The sequence below is a fragment of the Micromonospora sp. AKA38 genome (assembly GCF_027925725.1).
Classification (GTDB): domain Bacteria; phylum Actinomycetota; class Actinomycetes; order Mycobacteriales; family Micromonosporaceae; genus Micromonospora.
The window spans coordinates 962,689-977,867 of sequence record NZ_BNEI01000003.1; the positions used below are offsets into that span (position 1 = coordinate 962,689).

Here is a 15,179-nt window from a genome sequence, read left to right on the forward strand (position 1 = left end):
CGGGTAAAGCCCGGCCGGGTGGTGGAGGCGCGGCCCGGCCGGGTGGCGGGGGCAGCCGCCCGGACGGCGGGCGCGGTCGGCCCGCTCGGCTGCCTACCGTGCAGGCATGACGGGGCGGCGGCTGGTGGCCGTGTTGACGACGGCGCTGCTGGCCGGCTGCGGGTCGGCGGTCGCCACCACCGGCCCGGTCCCGGCCGGCGTCCGGACCGCGCCGGAGCGCCCGTACGCGGTGGGAATGCGGCAGTTCACCATCGACCCGGACGGCCCTCGTCCCCTGCCGGTCACCGTCTGGTACCCGGTGGACCCGGCCGCCTTCCCCGAGCCGGTCACCGCCGTCTCGGTCAGGCCGCAGGACGCCGCCGCCCTGCCCGCCACGCCGCACCCCGCCGGCACCCCGGAGCCGCGCTTCCCCGACCTCTCCGGACCGCGCTCCGCCGCCCCCTCCGGAGCACGCTCCCCGGACCTCTCCGGACCTCGCTCCCCCGACCCCTCCGGACGGGACCGGGAGGCCGTTCCACCGAGCCCGGGCACGGAGGCCGGGCCGATGGTCCGGACGCGGGTGCCGGTGGCCGCCGGGCGGTTCCCGGTGGTCGTCTTCAGCCACGGACTGCGCAGCCTGCCCGCGCTGCACGCGCGGCTGACCACCCGCTGGGCCGCCGCCGGTTTCGTGGTGGCGGCACCCACCTACCCCCGTACCAACCTGCGCGCCCGAGCCTTCACCCGCGACGACGTGCGCAACCAGCCGGCCGACGCCCGGCGACTGGTTCGTCACCTGGTCCGCCTGGGCGCCCGCCCCGGCGACGCGCTCGGCGCGCACCTGGCCGTGGACCGGTTCGCCGCCGCCGGGCACTCGGCCGGTGGCCACACCACGCTCGGCATGTTCGTCGCCGGGCGCCGGTCCCCGCTGCGGGCCGGGATCGTGATCGCCGGTGGCCGGCCGGTCGCCGGCATCGCGCGTCCGTCGACGCCGATGCTGTTCGTGCACGGCGCCGCCGACCGGATCGTGCCGGAGTCGATCGGCCGGGCCGCGTACGCCCGCTGCCTCGGGCCGGCCGCCTTCCTCAGCCTGCCCGGTCAGGGCCACGGCGAGTACCTGAACCCGGGCCGCCCCGGCTTCACCGAGGTGCTCGCGACCACCACGGACTTCCTCCGCTGGACGCTCTACGCCGACCGGACGGCGCTGCGCCGCCTCCCCACCGACGCCACCACCCCCGGCGTCACCACGTTCACCACCCGCGCCCTCCCCACCTGACCCTTCCCTCCCGACCACCCCCTCGTTGCGCAAGGAGTTGGCGTCGCCCGGGCCGGCGATCGCGGACGCCAACTCCTTGATCATCGGGGCCGGGCGGTCGGGACGGTGGGAAGGGGCGGAGCAGGGTAGCTTCGGCTGATGGACGGGCTGGTGGAGCGGCAACTGGGCGCGATCCGCGAGGTGGTCGAGCTGGCCGGCGCGGACGGCATCGAGGTGTGGCTGCGCGGCGGCTGGGCGATGGACTTCCACCTCGGCGCCGTGAGCCGACCGCACGTCGACGTCGACTGGTACTGCTGGCGGCGCGACGCCGAGCGGTTGGCCGTCCGGCTCGGCGGGCAGGGCTGGCGAGCCGACCCGCGGATGCCGGCCGCGCAGCAGCTCGACCTGCTCCGGGGCGACGTCGAGTTGAGCTTCGCCTACCTGGAACGGGACTCCGCGGGCCGGGTGGTGGTCGGCGCCGGGCCGTGGGCGGGCACGCCCCTGCCGGCGGGGATGCTCGACGCGCCGGCCGGCCGGATCGGGTCGCTCACCGCACCGGTGATCAGCGTCACCGCGCAGATCGAGTTCAAGGAGATGTTCCCGGTCTGGATGCCGGAGCGGCCCCGCCGCGCGAAGGACGCCGCCGACCTGGCCCGCCTCCGGGCCTCGGTCGGCGACCGTCAGGCGGGCTGACCCGGCCGCCGCTCACCGCCCGCCCAAGGTGTTGAGCGGGGGCCCCTCCTCTACCGCAGGCGTTAACAGGGGGCCCCGCCTTACGGCCCGGCCGTCGGTGGACGCGAGGCACAATCGGGAGCATGCGCTGTCGTCCCGTCGCTATGGCCACCGCCGTCGCCCTGCTCGGCGCCGGTCTGGCCGGCTGCTCGGAGCCGACCGCCCCGACCGGGCGGCCCGCCCCCGACACGTCCCCGAACAGTGCCACCCCGACCCCCCGCGTACCCGCCGGCAAGGCGCCCGCGACGAGCTTCGCGGTCGGCGTACGCCACCTGAAGCTGAACCGCGATGGTGATCGACCGTTGCCGGTATCGCTCTGGTATCCGGCGGCGGGCCCGGCCGGCGGCGCGGCGAAGCGGTCCGTCCCGGCGGCGGCCGGGCGGTTCCCGGTGGTGGTGTTCAGCCACGGGCTGGGCGCCCGGCCCGAGGACTACCAGGTGTTGCTGACGCGCTGGGCGGCGGCCGGGTTCGTGGTGGCCGCGCCGCGCTTCCCGCACACCGGCCGGGGCGGCGACGGCAACCCGCTCGACGTGCTCAACCAACCGGCCGACGTGTCGTACGTGCTGACCCGGGTGCTCGCGCTCGACGCGACGGCGGGCGATCCGCTGCGCGGCCGGCTGGACCCGGACCGGGTGGCCGCGACCGGGCACAGCGCCGGCGGGGTGACCACCATCGGGCTGTTCACCACCGGCCGGGACGAGCGGCTGGACGCGGGCATCGTCTTCGCCGGCACGGCGCTCGGCGTGGGCACCGCGTTCGCCGGCGCCGCCGCCCCGCAGTTGTTCGTGCACGGCGAGGCGGACGAGGTGGTGTCGTACGCGGCGGGCAAGGCGGTCTTCGACGCGGTGCCGTGGCCGAAGGCGATGCTCAGCCTGCCGAAGGGTGACCACGGCCGGGCGCTGCTCGGGGACGGGAAGGCGCTGCGGGTGGTCGCCGACACCACGGTCGAGTTCCTGCGCTGGACGCTCTACGGCGACCCCACCGCAAAAACCCGCCTCCCCGCCGACGCCACCCGAGCCAACCTCGCCACCCTCGACAACCGGCTGTAAGGAAGGGCCCCTTCTTAACGCCTCCGGCAGAGAAGGGGCCCCTTCTCATCAGGCCGGCCTCACGCCGTGTGGTCGACGACCACCTTGCCGAAGACCTCGCCGGAGTGCAGCCGGGCGAACGCGTCGGAGATGTCACTGAACGGCACCACCCGGTCCACCACCGGCCGGACCGCGTGCTCGGCGCAGAACGCGAGCAGCTCGGTCAGCTCGTCCGGGGTGCCCATGGACGTGCCGAGGATCTCCAACTGCATGGCGAAGACGCGACGCAGGTTGACAGTGGGCTCGTGCCCGGCGGTCGCGCCGGAGACCACGATCCGGGCCATCGGCGCGGCCGACTTCAGCGAGTGGTCGAACGTGGCCGCACCGACCGTCTCGATCACCACGTCGACCCGCTCCGGCAGGCGCGCGCCGGGCTCCAGCGCGGTGGCGCCCAGCTCGGTGATCCGCTCCCGCTTGGCGGCGTCGCGGCTGGTCGCGTACACCCGCTTGCCGAGTGCGACGGCGAGCGCGACCGCCGCGGTGGCCACGCCCCCGCCGGCGCCCTGGACCAGCACCGACTCGCCGTCGGCGACGCGGCCCTTGGTGGTGAGCATCCGCCACGCGGTGAGCCAGGCCGTGGGCAGGCACGCCGCGTCGGTCGCCGCCAGGCCGTCGGGCAGCGGCAGCAGGTTCATCCGGGGTACGGCGACCAGCTCGGCGAACGTGCCGGGGAAGTGCTCGGAGAGGATGGAGACGCCGCGCGGGTCGCCCGGGGTGGGCACCACCGGGTAGATGACCACCTCGTTGCCGTCCGGGTCGGTGCCGACCGCGTCGCAGCCGAGGATCATCGGGAGCTGGTCCGCGGTCAGGCCCACGCCACGCAGCGACCAGAGGTCGTGGTGGTTGAGCGAGCTGGCCCGCACCCGCACGGTGACCCAGTCGTCCTGCGGGTGGACCGGCTCGGGACGGTCGCCGACGGCGAGCGCGGCGAGCGGGTTGTCGGCGTCGAAGGCCGAGGCATAGGCGGCACGCATGATCGGCACGGTAACAAGCTGAGCGGGCGTTAAGAAGGGGCCCTTCCTATGCGAAATGCGATAAGAAGGGGCCCCTCCTTACACCTCAGCGGCGGGCGACGCCGTCGCGGCGCGCGGCTTCGGCGACCGCGTCGGCGACCGCCGGGGCGACGCGCGGGTCCAGCGGGGACGGCACGATCGCGTCCGCGGTCAGCGACCCGGCCACCACGCCCGCGATGGCGTCGGCGGCGGCCACCTTCATCCCGTCGGTGACCCGGGTGGCCCCGGCGTCCAGCGCGCCCCGGAACACGCCCGGGAAGGCGAGCACGTTGTTGATCTGGTTGGGATAGTCGCTGCGCCCGGTGGCGACCACCGCGACGTGCCGGGCGGCCACCTCGGGGTGCACCTCCGGCGTGGGGTTGGCCAGCGCGAAGACGATGCCGCCGGGGGCCATGCCGGCCACCGCCGCCTCCGGGATCTGCCCGCCGGAGACGCCTACCAGCACGTCCGCGCCGCGCAGCGCCTCGGTGACGTCGCCCTGGCGGCCCTCGGCGTTGGTCAGCTCGGCCAGCTCGGCCTTGGTGCCGGTCAGCTCGCGGTGCCGGCCGATGATGCCGCGCGAGTCGCAGACCACCACCCGGGCCGGGTCGACGCCGCCGGCGATCAGCATCTTCGTCACCGCCACGCCGGCCGCGCCGGCGCCGCTGACCGCGACCCGCAGGTCACCGAGCTTGCGGTTGAGCAGCGTCGCCGCGTTGCGCAGCGCGGCCAGCACCACGATCGCGGTGCCGTGCTGGTCGTCGTGGAAGACCGGGATGTCGAGCGCCTCGTCCAGCCGGCGCTCCACCTCGAAGCAGCGCGGCGCGCTGATGTCCTCCAGGTTGATGCCGCCGAACGAGGGCGCGAGCGCCTTGACCGTCGCCACGATCTCGTCGACGTCCTGGGTGTCCAGGCAGACCGGCACCGCGTCCACGCCGCCGAACTGCTTGAACAGCACCGCCTTGCCCTCCATCACGGGCAGCGCGGCGCGTGGGCCGATGTTGCCCAGGCCGAGCACGGCGGAGCCGTCGGTGACCACGGCGACGGTGTGCGACACCCAGGTGTAGGTGTCGGCGAGCGCGGGGTCGGCGGCGATCGCCTCGCAGACCCGGGCGACCCCCGGGGTGTACGCGAGGGAGAGGTCCTCCCGGCTGGTCAGCGGCACGGTGGAGGCGACGGCCATCTTGCCGCCGAGGTGGAGCCGGAAGACGGGATCAGCGGGGTCCGGGGTGGACGCAGACATGGTGACTCCAGGATCTGTCGAGCAGACGGACCGGCCGGCGCGGTCAGCGGTGGTCAGCGACCGGCGGGGCGGCGGTGCGGGGGTCACCCGGGCACGTTCCGAGCATAACCACGCACCGGCTCCCAGGATGTGAGCGGGGTCATATCCATGGCTACCCCTGCCGGCCCCTGATCCGTCCCGGACGCGGCCACCACCGCGCCACCACCCGACCCTGGACGTCGGCCACCCCGTACGCCCGGGAGTCGTCGGTGACCAGGTCGTTGTCGCCGCGCAGCCACCAGCCACCGTCCCGTGGCTCGACCGCGCGCTTCACCACCAGCAGGTCCGGTCGGCTGCGGAAGACAGCGACCACCACGTCGCCGGCGCGGACCGGCCGGCCACCGGTGCGGACCAGCACCGCGTCGCCGTGACGCAGCGTCGGGGACATGGACGGGCCGGTGATCAGCACGGGCAGCACGGGTTTCACCTCCCGCCCGCTGGAAAGCATCTCCAGGAGTAATGTCGTCTTGGATCATCGCAAACATCCCATGGAGGACCCTGATGCGCCTTCCTCGCATCCTCACGCCCCGGGTGACCGCCAGTGCCCACTGTGACCTGCCCTGCGGCGTCTACGACCCGGCCCAGGCCCGGATCGAGGCCGAATCGGTCAAAATGATCTGCGAGAAGTACCAGGCGAACACCGACCCGGAGTTCCGGACGCGCGCCATCCTGATCAAGGAGCAGCGGGCCGACCTGGTCAAGCACCACCTGTGGGTGCTCTGGACCGACTACTTCAAGCCGGCGCACTTCGAGAAGTACCCGCACCTGCACCAGCTCTTCAACGAGGCCACCAAGCTGGCCGGTGCGGCCGGCGCCAAGGGCGGCACCGACCCGGCCAAGGCCGACGAGCTGCTCTCGAAGATCGACGAGATCTCCAAGATCTTCTGGGAGACCAAGCAGGCGTGACCTCGCCTGGCACGGCACCGACGATCCGGCCGGTACGTCCCGAGGACGTACCGGCCGTCGTCGCGATGGTGCACGAACTCGCCGCGTACGAGCGCGCCCCGGAGCAGTGCCACCTCACCGTCGAGCAGCTCCACGCGGCGATCTTCCCGAGCGCTCCGGCGCTGTTCGGGCACGTCGCGGTGGACGCGGCGGACGCACCGGTGGGCTTCGCGCTCTGGTTCCTCAACTTCTCCACCTGGGCCGGTGTGCACGGCATCTACCTGGAGGACCTCTACGTCCGCCCGGACGCCCGGGGCACCGGCGCCGGCCGGCAACTGCTGGCCACGCTGGCGGCGATCTGTGTGGAGCGCGGCTACCAGCGACTCGACTGGTGGATGATCAACTGGAATCCGGCGGCCCGCTTCTACGCGTCCATCGGGGCCACCCCGATGGACGAGTGGACGCCGTACCGGCTGGCCGGGGCCGCGTTGCGCGAGCTCGCCGCGCGGGCGACGCCCGCGCCCACGCGCCCGGCCGCCCGACCGGGTAGAGTCCCGCACCGGGGGGATGAGGCGTGACTCAACTGACCGGGCAGCCGACGACGGACGACGACGTCGTGCACCTCACCGTGCCCGCCGACGGTGGTTACCTCGGCGTGCTCCGCACCGCCACGGCCGGGCTCGCGGCCCGGCTCCAGTTCGCCCTCGACGAGATCGAGGATCTGCGCATCGCGGTGGACGAGGCGTGCGCCATGCTGCTCGCGATCGCCACCCGCGACGCCGAGCTGGAGTGCCGCTTCGCGGTCACCGAGGACGCGCTCACCGTCGAGGTGACCGTGCCGACCGTGCGGGGCGCCACGCTGCCGTCCGAGTCGTCCTTCGCGTGGAAGGTGCTCACCGCGCTGACCACCGGGGCCGGCGCCAAGGCGGTCGACGGGCGCGCCACCATCTCGCTGCTGACCCGTCGCGCCGGCGGCTACTGAGCGTCCGGCCGCGCGCCGAAGCCGAGCGCCCGGTTGGTGGGACCGCTCACCAGCAGCGCGACCATGCCGATCCCGAGCGCCATCAGCGGCAGTCCGAGCCAGCCCAGCCCGCCGGAGATCATGTACCACCCGATCGGCAGCAGCATGAGCTGGAGCACGATGGCCGGTGCGCGGGCGCCGGACCGACGCCGGGACAACGCGCCGCCGAGCGCCCAGAGCACGACGGCCCCGGCCACCGCGAACGCCGTGATCAGCAGCGCGGAGGTGAGGTCCGTGGTGCGGGCGGTGAGGTCGGACCAGATCAGCCACACCGCGATCAGCCCGAGCGCCACCGCCTCGACGCGCAGCAGGAGCACCGCCGCGCGGAGCGGGCCGGGGACCGGGTCCGAGTCGATCGTCACGGCCGCCACGATACCGGTGGGTAGGCGCGGTAATGTGCCGCCCATGCGGGCCGTCCTGGTGGTCAATCCGAAGGCCACCACCACGAGTGAGCGCAGCCGGGACGTACTGGTCCGGGCGTTGCGTAGTGAAGTCGACCTGTCGGTGCGCTACACCCGCCGGCGGGGCCACGCCATGGATCTGGCCCGGGAGGCCGCCCAGGAGGGCGTCGACCTGGTGGTCACGCTCGGCGGTGACGGCACCGTCAACGAGGTGGTCAACGGGTTGATGGCGGCGGAGCCGCCGACGTTCCGCACCGGGCCGACCTCGGCCGAGCGGCTGCCGGCGCTGGCCACCGTGCCAGGTGGTTCGACGAACGTCTTCGCCCGCGCGCTCGGGCTGCCGCGGGAGTGGCCGGACGGCACCAGCATGATCCTGGAGGGGTTGCGCCTGGGCCGGTCCCGCACGATCGGGCTGGGCCGGGCGGACGACCGCTACTTCACGTTCTGCGCGGGCTTCGGGTTGGACGCGGCCGTCATCCGCCGGGTGGAGCAGGCCCGTAAACGGGGTCGGGTGTCCACTCCGGCGCTCTACTTCCGGTCCACGGCGAGCCAGTACTTCGTCGGCTCGGACCGCCGCCACCCGTCGATCACGTTGGAGCGTCCGGGTGAGGCGCCGGCGACGGAGCTGTCCACCGCCATCATCCAGAACACCGCGCCGTGGACGTACCTCGGCGACCGGGAGATCAACCCGAACCCGGAGGCGTCGTTCGACCTCGGGCTGGATGTGCTCGCGCTGCGACAGCTCAAGGTGGCCAGTACGGCACGGACAGTGACGCAGTTCTTCTCCCGGCAACCCGATCCGCACGGCAAGCAGGTGCTCCGCCTGCACGACCTGTCGGAGTTCACACTGCTCACGGCGCGTCCGCTGCCGTTCCAGCTGGACGGGGACTACCTCGGCGAGCGGGAAAAAGTCAGATTCACCTCCGTACCCGCCGCACTGAGAGTAATCTGCTAGGCCTCGGGTATCCCCGTCGGTTGACGCGGACCCCACCGCAAGGGTGAGGGCCGCCACGCCGAGGAAGGATGCCGGAAATGTCAGCAACGTCACGCAGACCGTACTATATTGATCCTCGACTGTGGCACGCCGGGTAACGAGAGCCCTCGCAAACCCGGACAAACGGGTGGTGAGGCCGCTCACTGTTCGGAGTTTTTCCGAGCGTCACCCTTGACATCGCTGTAGTTCGTGAAAGTATTCACAAGCGAACTCGTGTTACCGGGACATTGCCTGGATATGCTCGTCAGGTTGAGCTGTTCCAGCAGGTCCAGGGGCCCGCAGCCTGCTCACGCAGAGCCGAATTGGCGGATGCTGACCGTCACCGATCGGCAATGCGGATGCATATAGGAATAGCAACGAAGCGTTATCTGGCCACCCACTAAGAATGAGGAGTGTTGCCGCCATGGACTGGCGCCACGATTCGGTCTGCCGCGACGAGGACCCGGAGCTGTTCTTCCCGATCGGGACGTCCGGCCCGGCTCTCCTGCAGGTGGAGCAGGCCAAGGCCGTCTGCCGGCGCTGCCCCGTGACCGACCAGTGCCTGCAGTGGGCGCTGGAGTCCGGTCAGGACGCCGGAGTCTGGGGCGGGATGAGCGAGGAGGAGCGCCGCGCGGTCAAGCGCCGCGGCGGTCTCCGGGTGCTGCGCGCTCACTCCGCCTGACCCACTCACGCCGCACGCCCCGGCCGGGATCCCGGCCGGGGCGTTCTGCTGTCCGGAAGCCGGTCAGGCCGGGGCGGCTGCTCTCCGGGCTGCTCGACGAGTGCGCCGACGACGAGCGCCGGTCAGGCCGCCGCCGTCACCCGCCGCCACACCAGTTCGGCAAGCTCCGGGAGGTCGGCGAGCGGGTCGGCGACCGCCACCGCGCCGGCTGAGCGGGCCGCCGCGCGTACCCCGTCGTGGAACCGGCCCGGCGCCAGGAAGTAGGCGGCCACCGCGACCCGGCGGGCGCCCGCCGCGCGCAACCGCCGCACCGCGCCCCCCACCTCCGGAGGCGCCGCCGAGGCGTACGACACCCGGCAGGGCACGCCCAGCCCGGTGCCGAGCGCCGCGGCGACCCGGCCCACCGAGGCCCGAGCGGCGGGATCCCGGGTGCCGGCCGCGGCCAGCACCACCGCGTCCGCGTCCGCCCCGGCGGCCTCGCCCAGTCGGCGCCGCAGGCCGGCCAGCAGCCGACCGTCGACCACGCAGCCGGTCGGCCCCAGCACCTCGGTCACCCGCACGTCGAGGCCCGCGCCGGCCGCCGCGACCGCCGCCGGGATGTCCACCTTCCGGTGGTACGCGGCGGTCAGCAGCAACGGCACCAGGACCACCCGGGAGTGCCCGTCGGCGGCCAGTCGCCGCAGCACGTCGGCCGGCCCGGGATCGGTGTGGTCGAGCCAGGCCGGCAGCACCGGCCGGCCGGGACAGCCGACGCCCACCGCCCGGGCCAGCGCCCGCGTCGCCTCCGCCGCGCGCGGGTCACGGCTGCCGTGCGCCACCAGCACCACCGGTGACGCGTCGGTCAGGTGTGCAGGCCGCACTCGGTCTTCTCGAACATCGCCCAGCGCCCGGCCCGCGGGTCCTCCCCCGCCTTCAGGCGACGGGTGCACGGCCAGCAGCCGATCGAGCCGTAGCCCTTGGCGAACAGCTCGTTCACCGGGATGTCGTGGCGGGCCACGTACGCGTCCACCTCACGCTGCGTCCAGGCGGCGATCGGGTTCACCTTGACCTTGCCGCGACGCGGGTCGAACCCCACCACCGGCGTGTTCGCCCGGGTCGGCGACTCGTCCCGGCGCAGCCCGGCGGCCCAGGCGTCGTACCCGGCCAGCGCCCGTTCCAACGGCTCCACCTTGCGCAACTGGCAGCAGTCGTCCGGGGACCTGTTGAACAGGCGGGGCCCGTACTGGCCGTCCTGCTGGCCGACGGTCATCCGGGGGCGGATCGAGCGGACCCGCACCGGCATCCGCCGGGCCACCTCGTCACGCACCCGGAGCGTCTCCGGGAAGTGCAGCCCGGTGTCGAGGAACACCACGTCGACGCCGGGCGCGACCCGGGAGACCAGGTGCGCCAGCACCCCGTCGGCCATCGAGCTGGTCACGCAGAACCGCTCGCCGAACGTCTGCACCGCCCAACGGGCGATCTCCAGCGCGGGCGCGTCCGCCAACTCCCGCCCGGCCTCCTCGGCCAGCGCACGCAGCTCCGCCGGGTCCCGCCGGGCCGGGTCGGCCGGAGCGGCGCCGCCGACCAGACCCAGGCCGGCGGCGGAGACCAGGCCGGTCACCGGGCCACCGCCCGGCCCAACAGCCCGGTGAACTTCACCGAGAAGACCCGCGCGCAGGCGTGGCACTCCCAGGCACCGTGCCCGGCCTCGTGCGGTCGCAGGTCCTCCTCCCCGCAGTACGGGCAGTAGAGAGGCGCAGATCGAGCGTCACTCACCGAAGCTCCTCCTCGTCGACTCTGATGACCCAGTTGGCGAAGCTCTCGCCGTCGGTCCGGCCGGCCAGGTAGCGGCGGGCCAGCCGTTCCACGTACTCCGGAAGCTCGTCGGCCGTGGTCTTCAGGCCGCGCAGCTTGCGGCCGAAGCCGGCGGTCTGGCCCTGCGCCATGCCGAGGCCGCCGCCCAGGTGCACCTGGAAGCCCTCGACCTGCCGCCCGTCCGGACCGACCACGAGCTGGCCCTTGAGCCCGATGTCCGCGACCTGGGTGCGGGCGCAGGCGTTCGGGCAGCCGTTCAGGTGGATGGAGATGTCCGCGTCGAAGTCCCGCAGCCGCTCCTCCAGCCGGGCCACCAGCTCCTCACCGCGCCGCTTGGTCTCCACGATGGCCAACTTGCAGAACTCGATGCCGGTGCAGGCCATCGTGCCGCGCCGCCAGGCCGACGGCCGGGCCTCCAGACCGATCCCGCGCAGCGCCGTCACCAGCTCCTCGGTCCGCTCCGGCGCGACGTCCAGCACCAGCAGCTTCTGGTACGGGGTGAGCCGCACCCGGTCACTGTCGTGCGCCTCGACCACGTCGGCCAGCGCGGCGAGCTGGGTGCCGGACACCCGGCCCACCACCGGGGCCGCGCCGACGTAGTTCGCGCCGTCGCGCTGCGGGTGCACGCCGATGTGGTCGACCGGCTTCGCCGGCAGCTCCGCGGCCGGCCCGTCCAGCAGCGCCCGGCCCAGGTACTCCTTCTCCAGCACCTCGCGGAAGTGCTCCACGCCCCAGTCCGCGACCAGGAACTTCAGCCGGGCGCGGTTGCGCAGCCGGCGGTAGCCGTAGTCACGGAAGATGCCGACCACGCCGGCCCACACGTCCGGCACCTCGTCCAGCGGCACCCAGACGCCGAGCCGCTTGGCCAGCATCGGGTTGGTGGAGAGCCCGCCGCCGACCCAGACGTCGAAGCCGGGGCCGTGCTCCGGGTGCTCGACCCCGAGGAGCGCGATGTCGTTCGCCTCGTACGGCGTGTCGACCAGCCAGGAGATCGACGTCTTGAACTTGCGGGGCAGGTTGGAGAACTGCTTGTCGCCGACGTACCGGCGGACGATCTCGTCGATGGCCGGGGTCGGGTCGAGCACCTCGTCCCGGGCCACGCCGGCGACCGGGCTGCCGAGCACGATCCGGGGGCAGTCGCCGCACGCCTCGGTGGTCTGGAGGCCGACCGCCTCCAGCCGGCGCCAGATCTCCGGCATGTCCTCGACCCGGATCCAGTGGTACTGGATGTTCTGCCGGTCGGTGATGTCGGCGGTGTCCCGGGCGAACTCGCGGGAGATCTCCGCGACCACCCGGAGCTGGGCCAGGCTGAGCTGACCGCCGTCCACCCGCACCCGGAGCATGAAGAACTCGTCCTCCAGCTCGTGCGGCTCCAGCACGGCGGTGCGCCCGCCGTCGATGCCGGCCTTGCGCTGGGTGTAGAGCCCCCACCAGCGGAACCGGCCGCGCAGGTCCTGCGGGTCGATCGAGGCGAAGCCCCGGTGGGCGTAGATGTTCTCGATCCGGTCCCGCACGTTCAGCGGGTCGTCGTCCTTCTTGATCCGCTCGTTGGGGTTGAGCGGCTCACGGTGCCCGAGCGCCCACTGGCCCTCGCCGCGCGGCCGGCGGGGCGCCCGGGCGACGGGAGCCGAAGCGTCCGAGCGGGTGGGGGTGCTGCTGACCGCCATCGCGGCGTCCTCCGTTGTCTGCTGCGGTGCCTGGGAGCGCGGACGCGGCGGCCGGCCCTGGGAGGGCCGTGGACGGCGGTGTCGCTGACGGCCGGCGCGGAGCGCCCGAGACAAATGGGTCGGGCGTCGTCAGTGGGCCGGACAGATCGCGCTGCGCACGCGGCCGTAGTCAACGTGGCGACGGGCCACGAAGCGGCGGACGACAGCGGCGGTCATGCGCATCATGCTGCCACACCGCCGGACCACCGGCTAGCGGCCGACCCGCTGATCCCACATCACGGGCGTCCCATCTCAATCGACACCCGTCCACCTCTCACCCCCCGTGACCAGCATCACTCCCCCCAACCCGCACTTCTCCCCCACCCGACCCATCCCGCCCACCCCGCCCCACCGCCCCGGCCCTCGGTGGGTGGCCCGACCCGGGTGGAATCGGTGGAGCGGGGCGGCGGGGGCGGGCGGGCGTGTGACGCTGCGGAGTGTGAGCGCGTTCACCGAACCCGCGCCGGGCCGGACCCGGCCCGGTTGGCCGGTGTGGGCGGTCCCCGGGCCGGTCACACTGGCGATCACGCTGGTCGGGCTCGGGCACGCGCAGCCCTGGCGGGACGAGTTGGCCACCTGGAGCGCCGCCACCCGCCCGCTGCCGGACCTGGCCCGGCTGACCCGCACCATCGACGCCGCCACCGGGCCGTACTACCTGCTGATGCACGGGTGGACCGCGCTGGCCGGCACCTCCCCCGCGGCGCTGCGGCTGCCCTCCGCGCTCGCCATGGCGGCCACCGCCGCGCTGACCGCCCGGCTCGGCGCGCGTCTCGCCGGCGACCGGGCCGGGCTCCTGGCCGGCCTGCTGTTCGCCGTCCTGCCGGCCACCTCGCGCTACGGCCAGGAGGCCCGCCCGTACGCGCTCGCCACGCTGCTCGCCGTGCTCGCCACGCTGCTGCTGGTCGACGCGTTGTGCCGGCCGTCCCGGCGGCGCTGGGCCGGGTACGCGGTCGCGGTCGCCGCCCTCGGCCTGCTCCACCTGATCGCGCTCACCCTGCTCGCCGCGCATGCCGTGGCGGTGCTGCTGACCGCCGCCCGCGGCCCGACCGCCGCCGGCCTCGGCCCGCCCCCACAGTCCCGCCGCGAGATCCTCGACGCGCCCCCGCCCAGCCGCGGACACCCACGGCGTTCCACCCACGCCGGAGATCGACCGTGGGTGGAACCCCATGGGTGTCACGGCGCTCCCCAGACACCCATGGCGTTCCACCCACCGGCGACATCGACCGTGAGTGGAACGCGATGGGTGTCGCGGCAGCCGGTGAGCGGCGAGCACGAAGCGCCACCCGGTGCGCCCGGGGTGGAACCGTGGCAGGTGGCCGGCGCGGTGCCGGTGCGCACCGGGTGCGCACCGGCACCGCGCCAGCGGGTGTTCGCATGGTGGCTGCTCGCGCTGGTCCCGGCCGTCGTGCTGGTCGCGCCGCTGGCGCTGGCGGCCCGCGGTCAACGCGGCCGGCAGCTCGACTGGGTGGACCCGGCCCGCCTGCCGGACCTGGTGTCGCTGCCGGGCGGGCTGGCGCAGAGCGGCGTGGTGGGTGGGTTCCTGCTGGGACTCGCCGCCCTCGGGGTGGTCCGGCTCGGTCGGCGGGCGCTGTTGCCCGGGGCGGCGGCGCTGCTGCCGGTGCTGCTGCTCTTCACCGCCGGCACGCTGGTCCCGCTCTGGGTGACCCGCTACCTGCTCTTCATCGTGCCGTTCGGCTGCCTGCTGGCCGGGGCCGCACTGGCCGCGGCGACGCCGGCCGGCAGCCGATCGGCCGTGGCGGGGCCACTCGGATCAGCGCCGCCCGAAACAGCACCACCGCGAGCAGCGCTGGCCGAGACAGGGCAGCCCGGGGCAGCACCGCCCGAAACAGCGCCGGGCGGAACAAGGTCGGGCGGAACGAGGCCGGGCGGAGCAGCCCCGGCTAAGACCGGGCTCGGGGCGGCGCTGGCCGTGATCGTCCTGGCCGGGCTGCTCGGGCTGCCCGATCAGGCGGCGTTGCGGCGTACCCACGAGTGGCCCCGCAGCGCCCCGGTCGACTACGCGGGCGCGGCCGGGGTCGTCGCCGCCGGTGCGCGGCCGGGCGACGCGATCGTGTACTCCCCCCGGGACGGCTGGCTCTTCCCGGATCTGGGCCTGGCGTACCACCTGGGGTCGCGGCTGCCCCGCGACGTGCTGGTGGTCCGCGACCAGCGGGCGGACGCGAGCCTCTGGGCCACCGAGTGCGGCGACCCGGCGCGCTGCCTGGCCGGCGTGGACCGGGTCTGGCTGGTGGTCACCGGCCGTCGGGCGGACCCGCTGGCGGCGGTGCCCGGCGCGAAGGGCGAGGCGTTGCGGGACGGCTTCACGGTCCGCCAGGTCTGGCCCCGTCCGGGGCTCACGGTGGCGTTGCTCGCCCGGTGAGGCGGTCGCGCG

17 protein-coding genes are annotated in these 15,179 nt (G+C 74.2%); 9 read left to right on the forward strand and 8 right to left on the reverse strand.

What is annotated here, in order from left to right; translation table 11 throughout:
- Positions 1–106 precede the first annotated feature (106 nt).
- The 3 genes from TPA0908_RS12925 to TPA0908_RS12935 all read left to right on the forward strand — a co-directional run bounded on the left by TPA0908_RS12925 (position 107) and on the right by TPA0908_RS12935 (position 3,012).
- On the forward strand, positions 107–1,252 hold the full coding sequence (locus tag TPA0908_RS12925) for an alpha/beta hydrolase family protein (RefSeq protein ID WP_281937733.1): 1,146 nt from the start codon (positions 107–109) through the stop codon (positions 1,250–1,252).
- Positions 1,253–1,390: 138 nt separating this feature from the next.
- On the forward strand, positions 1,391–1,924 hold the full coding sequence (locus TPA0908_RS12930; RefSeq protein WP_281937735.1) for a nucleotidyltransferase domain-containing protein: 534 nt from the start codon (positions 1,391–1,393) through the stop codon (positions 1,922–1,924).
- A gap of 122 nt (positions 1,925–2,046) precedes the next feature.
- Complete coding sequence (locus tag TPA0908_RS12935; RefSeq protein ID WP_281937737.1) at positions 2,047–3,012, forward strand: alpha/beta hydrolase family protein; 966 nt, start codon at positions 2,047–2,049, stop codon at positions 3,010–3,012.
- 59 nt (positions 3,013–3,071) lie between these two features.
- Here the strand turns inward: TPA0908_RS12935 and TPA0908_RS12940 are convergent, their stop codons facing one another.
- The 3 genes from TPA0908_RS12940 to TPA0908_RS12950 form a co-directional block, all read right to left on the reverse strand.
- Positions 3,072–4,034: a zinc-binding dehydrogenase gene (locus TPA0908_RS12940; protein ID WP_281937739.1), complete on the reverse strand. Its 963-nt coding sequence runs from the start codon at positions 4,032–4,034 to the stop codon at positions 3,072–3,074.
- 76 nt (positions 4,035–4,110) lie between these two features.
- Positions 4,111–5,286, reverse strand: coding sequence for an NAD(P)-dependent malic enzyme (locus TPA0908_RS12945; protein ID WP_281937742.1), 1,176 nt, complete (start codon positions 5,284–5,286; stop codon positions 4,111–4,113).
- 151 nt (positions 5,287–5,437) lie between these two features.
- Positions 5,438–5,773: a S24 family peptidase gene (locus TPA0908_RS12950; protein WP_107160970.1), complete on the reverse strand. Its 336-nt coding sequence runs from the start codon at positions 5,771–5,773 to the stop codon at positions 5,438–5,440.
- A gap of 53 nt (positions 5,774–5,826) precedes the next feature.
- Here TPA0908_RS12950 and sodN point away from each other — a divergent pair, with 53 nt between their 5' ends.
- The 3 genes from sodN to TPA0908_RS12965 are packed head-to-tail and all read left to right on the forward strand — an operon-like array spanning position 5,827 to position 7,192.
- A complete protein-coding gene (gene sodN, locus TPA0908_RS12955) occupies positions 5,827–6,231 on the forward strand; it encodes a superoxide dismutase, Ni (protein WP_107160972.1) in 405 nt (134 codons plus the stop codon).
- Positions 6,228–6,788, forward strand: coding sequence for a GNAT family N-acetyltransferase (locus TPA0908_RS12960; RefSeq protein WP_281937746.1), 561 nt, complete (start codon positions 6,228–6,230; stop codon positions 6,786–6,788). The genes sodN and TPA0908_RS12960 overlap by 4 nt, the downstream gene beginning before the upstream one ends.
- The gene (locus TPA0908_RS12965) at positions 6,785–7,192 is read left to right on the forward strand and encodes an ATP-binding protein (protein ID WP_107160976.1); all 408 of its coding nucleotides are present in this window, start codon (positions 6,785–6,787) and stop codon (positions 7,190–7,192) included. Before TPA0908_RS12960 ends, TPA0908_RS12965 begins: the two co-directional genes overlap by 4 nt.
- On the opposite strand, the gene TPA0908_RS12970 is transcribed toward TPA0908_RS12965, so the two are convergent.
- The gene (locus TPA0908_RS12970) at positions 7,186–7,593 is read right to left on the reverse strand and encodes a hypothetical protein (RefSeq protein WP_281937748.1); all 408 of its coding nucleotides are present in this window, start codon (positions 7,591–7,593) and stop codon (positions 7,186–7,188) included. The two genes, TPA0908_RS12965 and TPA0908_RS12970, sit on opposite strands and share 7 nt — an antisense overlap.
- Before the next feature lie 43 nt (positions 7,594–7,636).
- Between TPA0908_RS12970 and TPA0908_RS12975 the strand changes: the two genes are divergently transcribed.
- Positions 7,637–8,587, forward strand: a complete 951-nt coding sequence (locus TPA0908_RS12975; RefSeq protein WP_281937750.1) for a diacylglycerol/lipid kinase family protein — start codon at positions 7,637–7,639, stop codon at positions 8,585–8,587.
- Between the two features lie 442 nt (positions 8,588–9,029).
- On the forward strand, positions 9,030–9,287 hold the full coding sequence (locus TPA0908_RS12980; protein ID WP_013288358.1) for a WhiB family transcriptional regulator: 258 nt from the start codon (positions 9,030–9,032) through the stop codon (positions 9,285–9,287).
- A 122-nt stretch (positions 9,288–9,409) separates the two neighbouring features.
- On the opposite strand, the gene TPA0908_RS12985 is transcribed toward TPA0908_RS12980, so the two are convergent.
- The 4 genes from TPA0908_RS12985 to TPA0908_RS13000 are packed head-to-tail and all read right to left on the reverse strand — an operon-like array spanning position 9,410 to position 12,748.
- Positions 9,410–10,147, reverse strand: a complete 738-nt coding sequence (locus TPA0908_RS12985) for a sirohydrochlorin chelatase (protein ID WP_281937752.1) — start codon at positions 10,145–10,147, stop codon at positions 9,410–9,412.
- Positions 10,129–10,887 carry a phosphoadenylyl-sulfate reductase gene (locus TPA0908_RS12990; RefSeq protein ID WP_281937753.1) on the reverse strand — a complete coding sequence of 253 codons (759 nt, stop codon included), beginning with the start codon at positions 10,885–10,887 and terminating at the stop codon, positions 10,129–10,131. The genes TPA0908_RS12985 and TPA0908_RS12990 overlap by 19 nt, the downstream gene beginning before the upstream one ends.
- The gene (locus TPA0908_RS12995; RefSeq protein ID WP_174530537.1) at positions 10,884–11,042 is read right to left on the reverse strand and encodes an IS1 family transposase; all 159 of its coding nucleotides are present in this window, start codon (positions 11,040–11,042) and stop codon (positions 10,884–10,886) included. The genes TPA0908_RS12990 and TPA0908_RS12995 overlap by 4 nt, the downstream gene beginning before the upstream one ends.
- The gene (locus TPA0908_RS13000; RefSeq protein ID WP_281937756.1) at positions 11,039–12,748 is read right to left on the reverse strand and encodes a nitrite/sulfite reductase; all 1,710 of its coding nucleotides are present in this window, start codon (positions 12,746–12,748) and stop codon (positions 11,039–11,041) included. Before TPA0908_RS13000 ends, TPA0908_RS12995 begins: the two co-directional genes overlap by 4 nt.
- Positions 12,749–13,226: 478 nt before the next feature.
- Here TPA0908_RS13000 and TPA0908_RS13005 point away from each other — a divergent pair, with 478 nt between their 5' ends.
- Positions 13,227–15,167, forward strand: a complete 1,941-nt coding sequence (locus TPA0908_RS13005; RefSeq protein ID WP_281937758.1) for a glycosyltransferase family 39 protein — start codon at positions 13,227–13,229, stop codon at positions 15,165–15,167.
- Positions 15,168–15,179 lie beyond the last annotated feature (12 nt).

Coding starts and splice junctions, on each gene's coding strand:
- TPA0908_RS12925 (WP_281937733.1), top strand. CDS start 107: ATGACGGGGCGGCGGCTGGTGGCCGTGTTGACGACGGCGCTGCTGGCC.
- TPA0908_RS13000 (WP_281937756.1), bottom strand. CDS start 12,748: ATGGCGGTCAGCAGCACCCCCACCCGCTCGGACGCTTCGGCTCCCGTC.
- sodN (WP_107160972.1), top strand. CDS start 5,827: ATGCGCCTTCCTCGCATCCTCACGCCCCGGGTGACCGCCAGTGCCCAC.
- TPA0908_RS12935 (WP_281937737.1), top strand. CDS start 2,047: ATGCGCTGTCGTCCCGTCGCTATGGCCACCGCCGTCGCCCTGCTCGGC.
- TPA0908_RS12930 (WP_281937735.1), top strand. CDS start 1,391: ATGGACGGGCTGGTGGAGCGGCAACTGGGCGCGATCCGCGAGGTGGTC.
- TPA0908_RS12950 (WP_107160970.1), bottom strand. CDS start 5,773: ATGCTTTCCAGCGGGCGGGAGGTGAAACCCGTGCTGCCCGTGCTGATC.
- TPA0908_RS12980 (WP_013288358.1), top strand. CDS start 9,030: ATGGACTGGCGCCACGATTCGGTCTGCCGCGACGAGGACCCGGAGCTG.
- TPA0908_RS12975 (WP_281937750.1), top strand. CDS start 7,637: ATGCGGGCCGTCCTGGTGGTCAATCCGAAGGCCACCACCACGAGTGAG.
- TPA0908_RS12945 (WP_281937742.1), bottom strand. CDS start 5,286: ATGTCTGCGTCCACCCCGGACCCCGCTGATCCCGTCTTCCGGCTCCAC.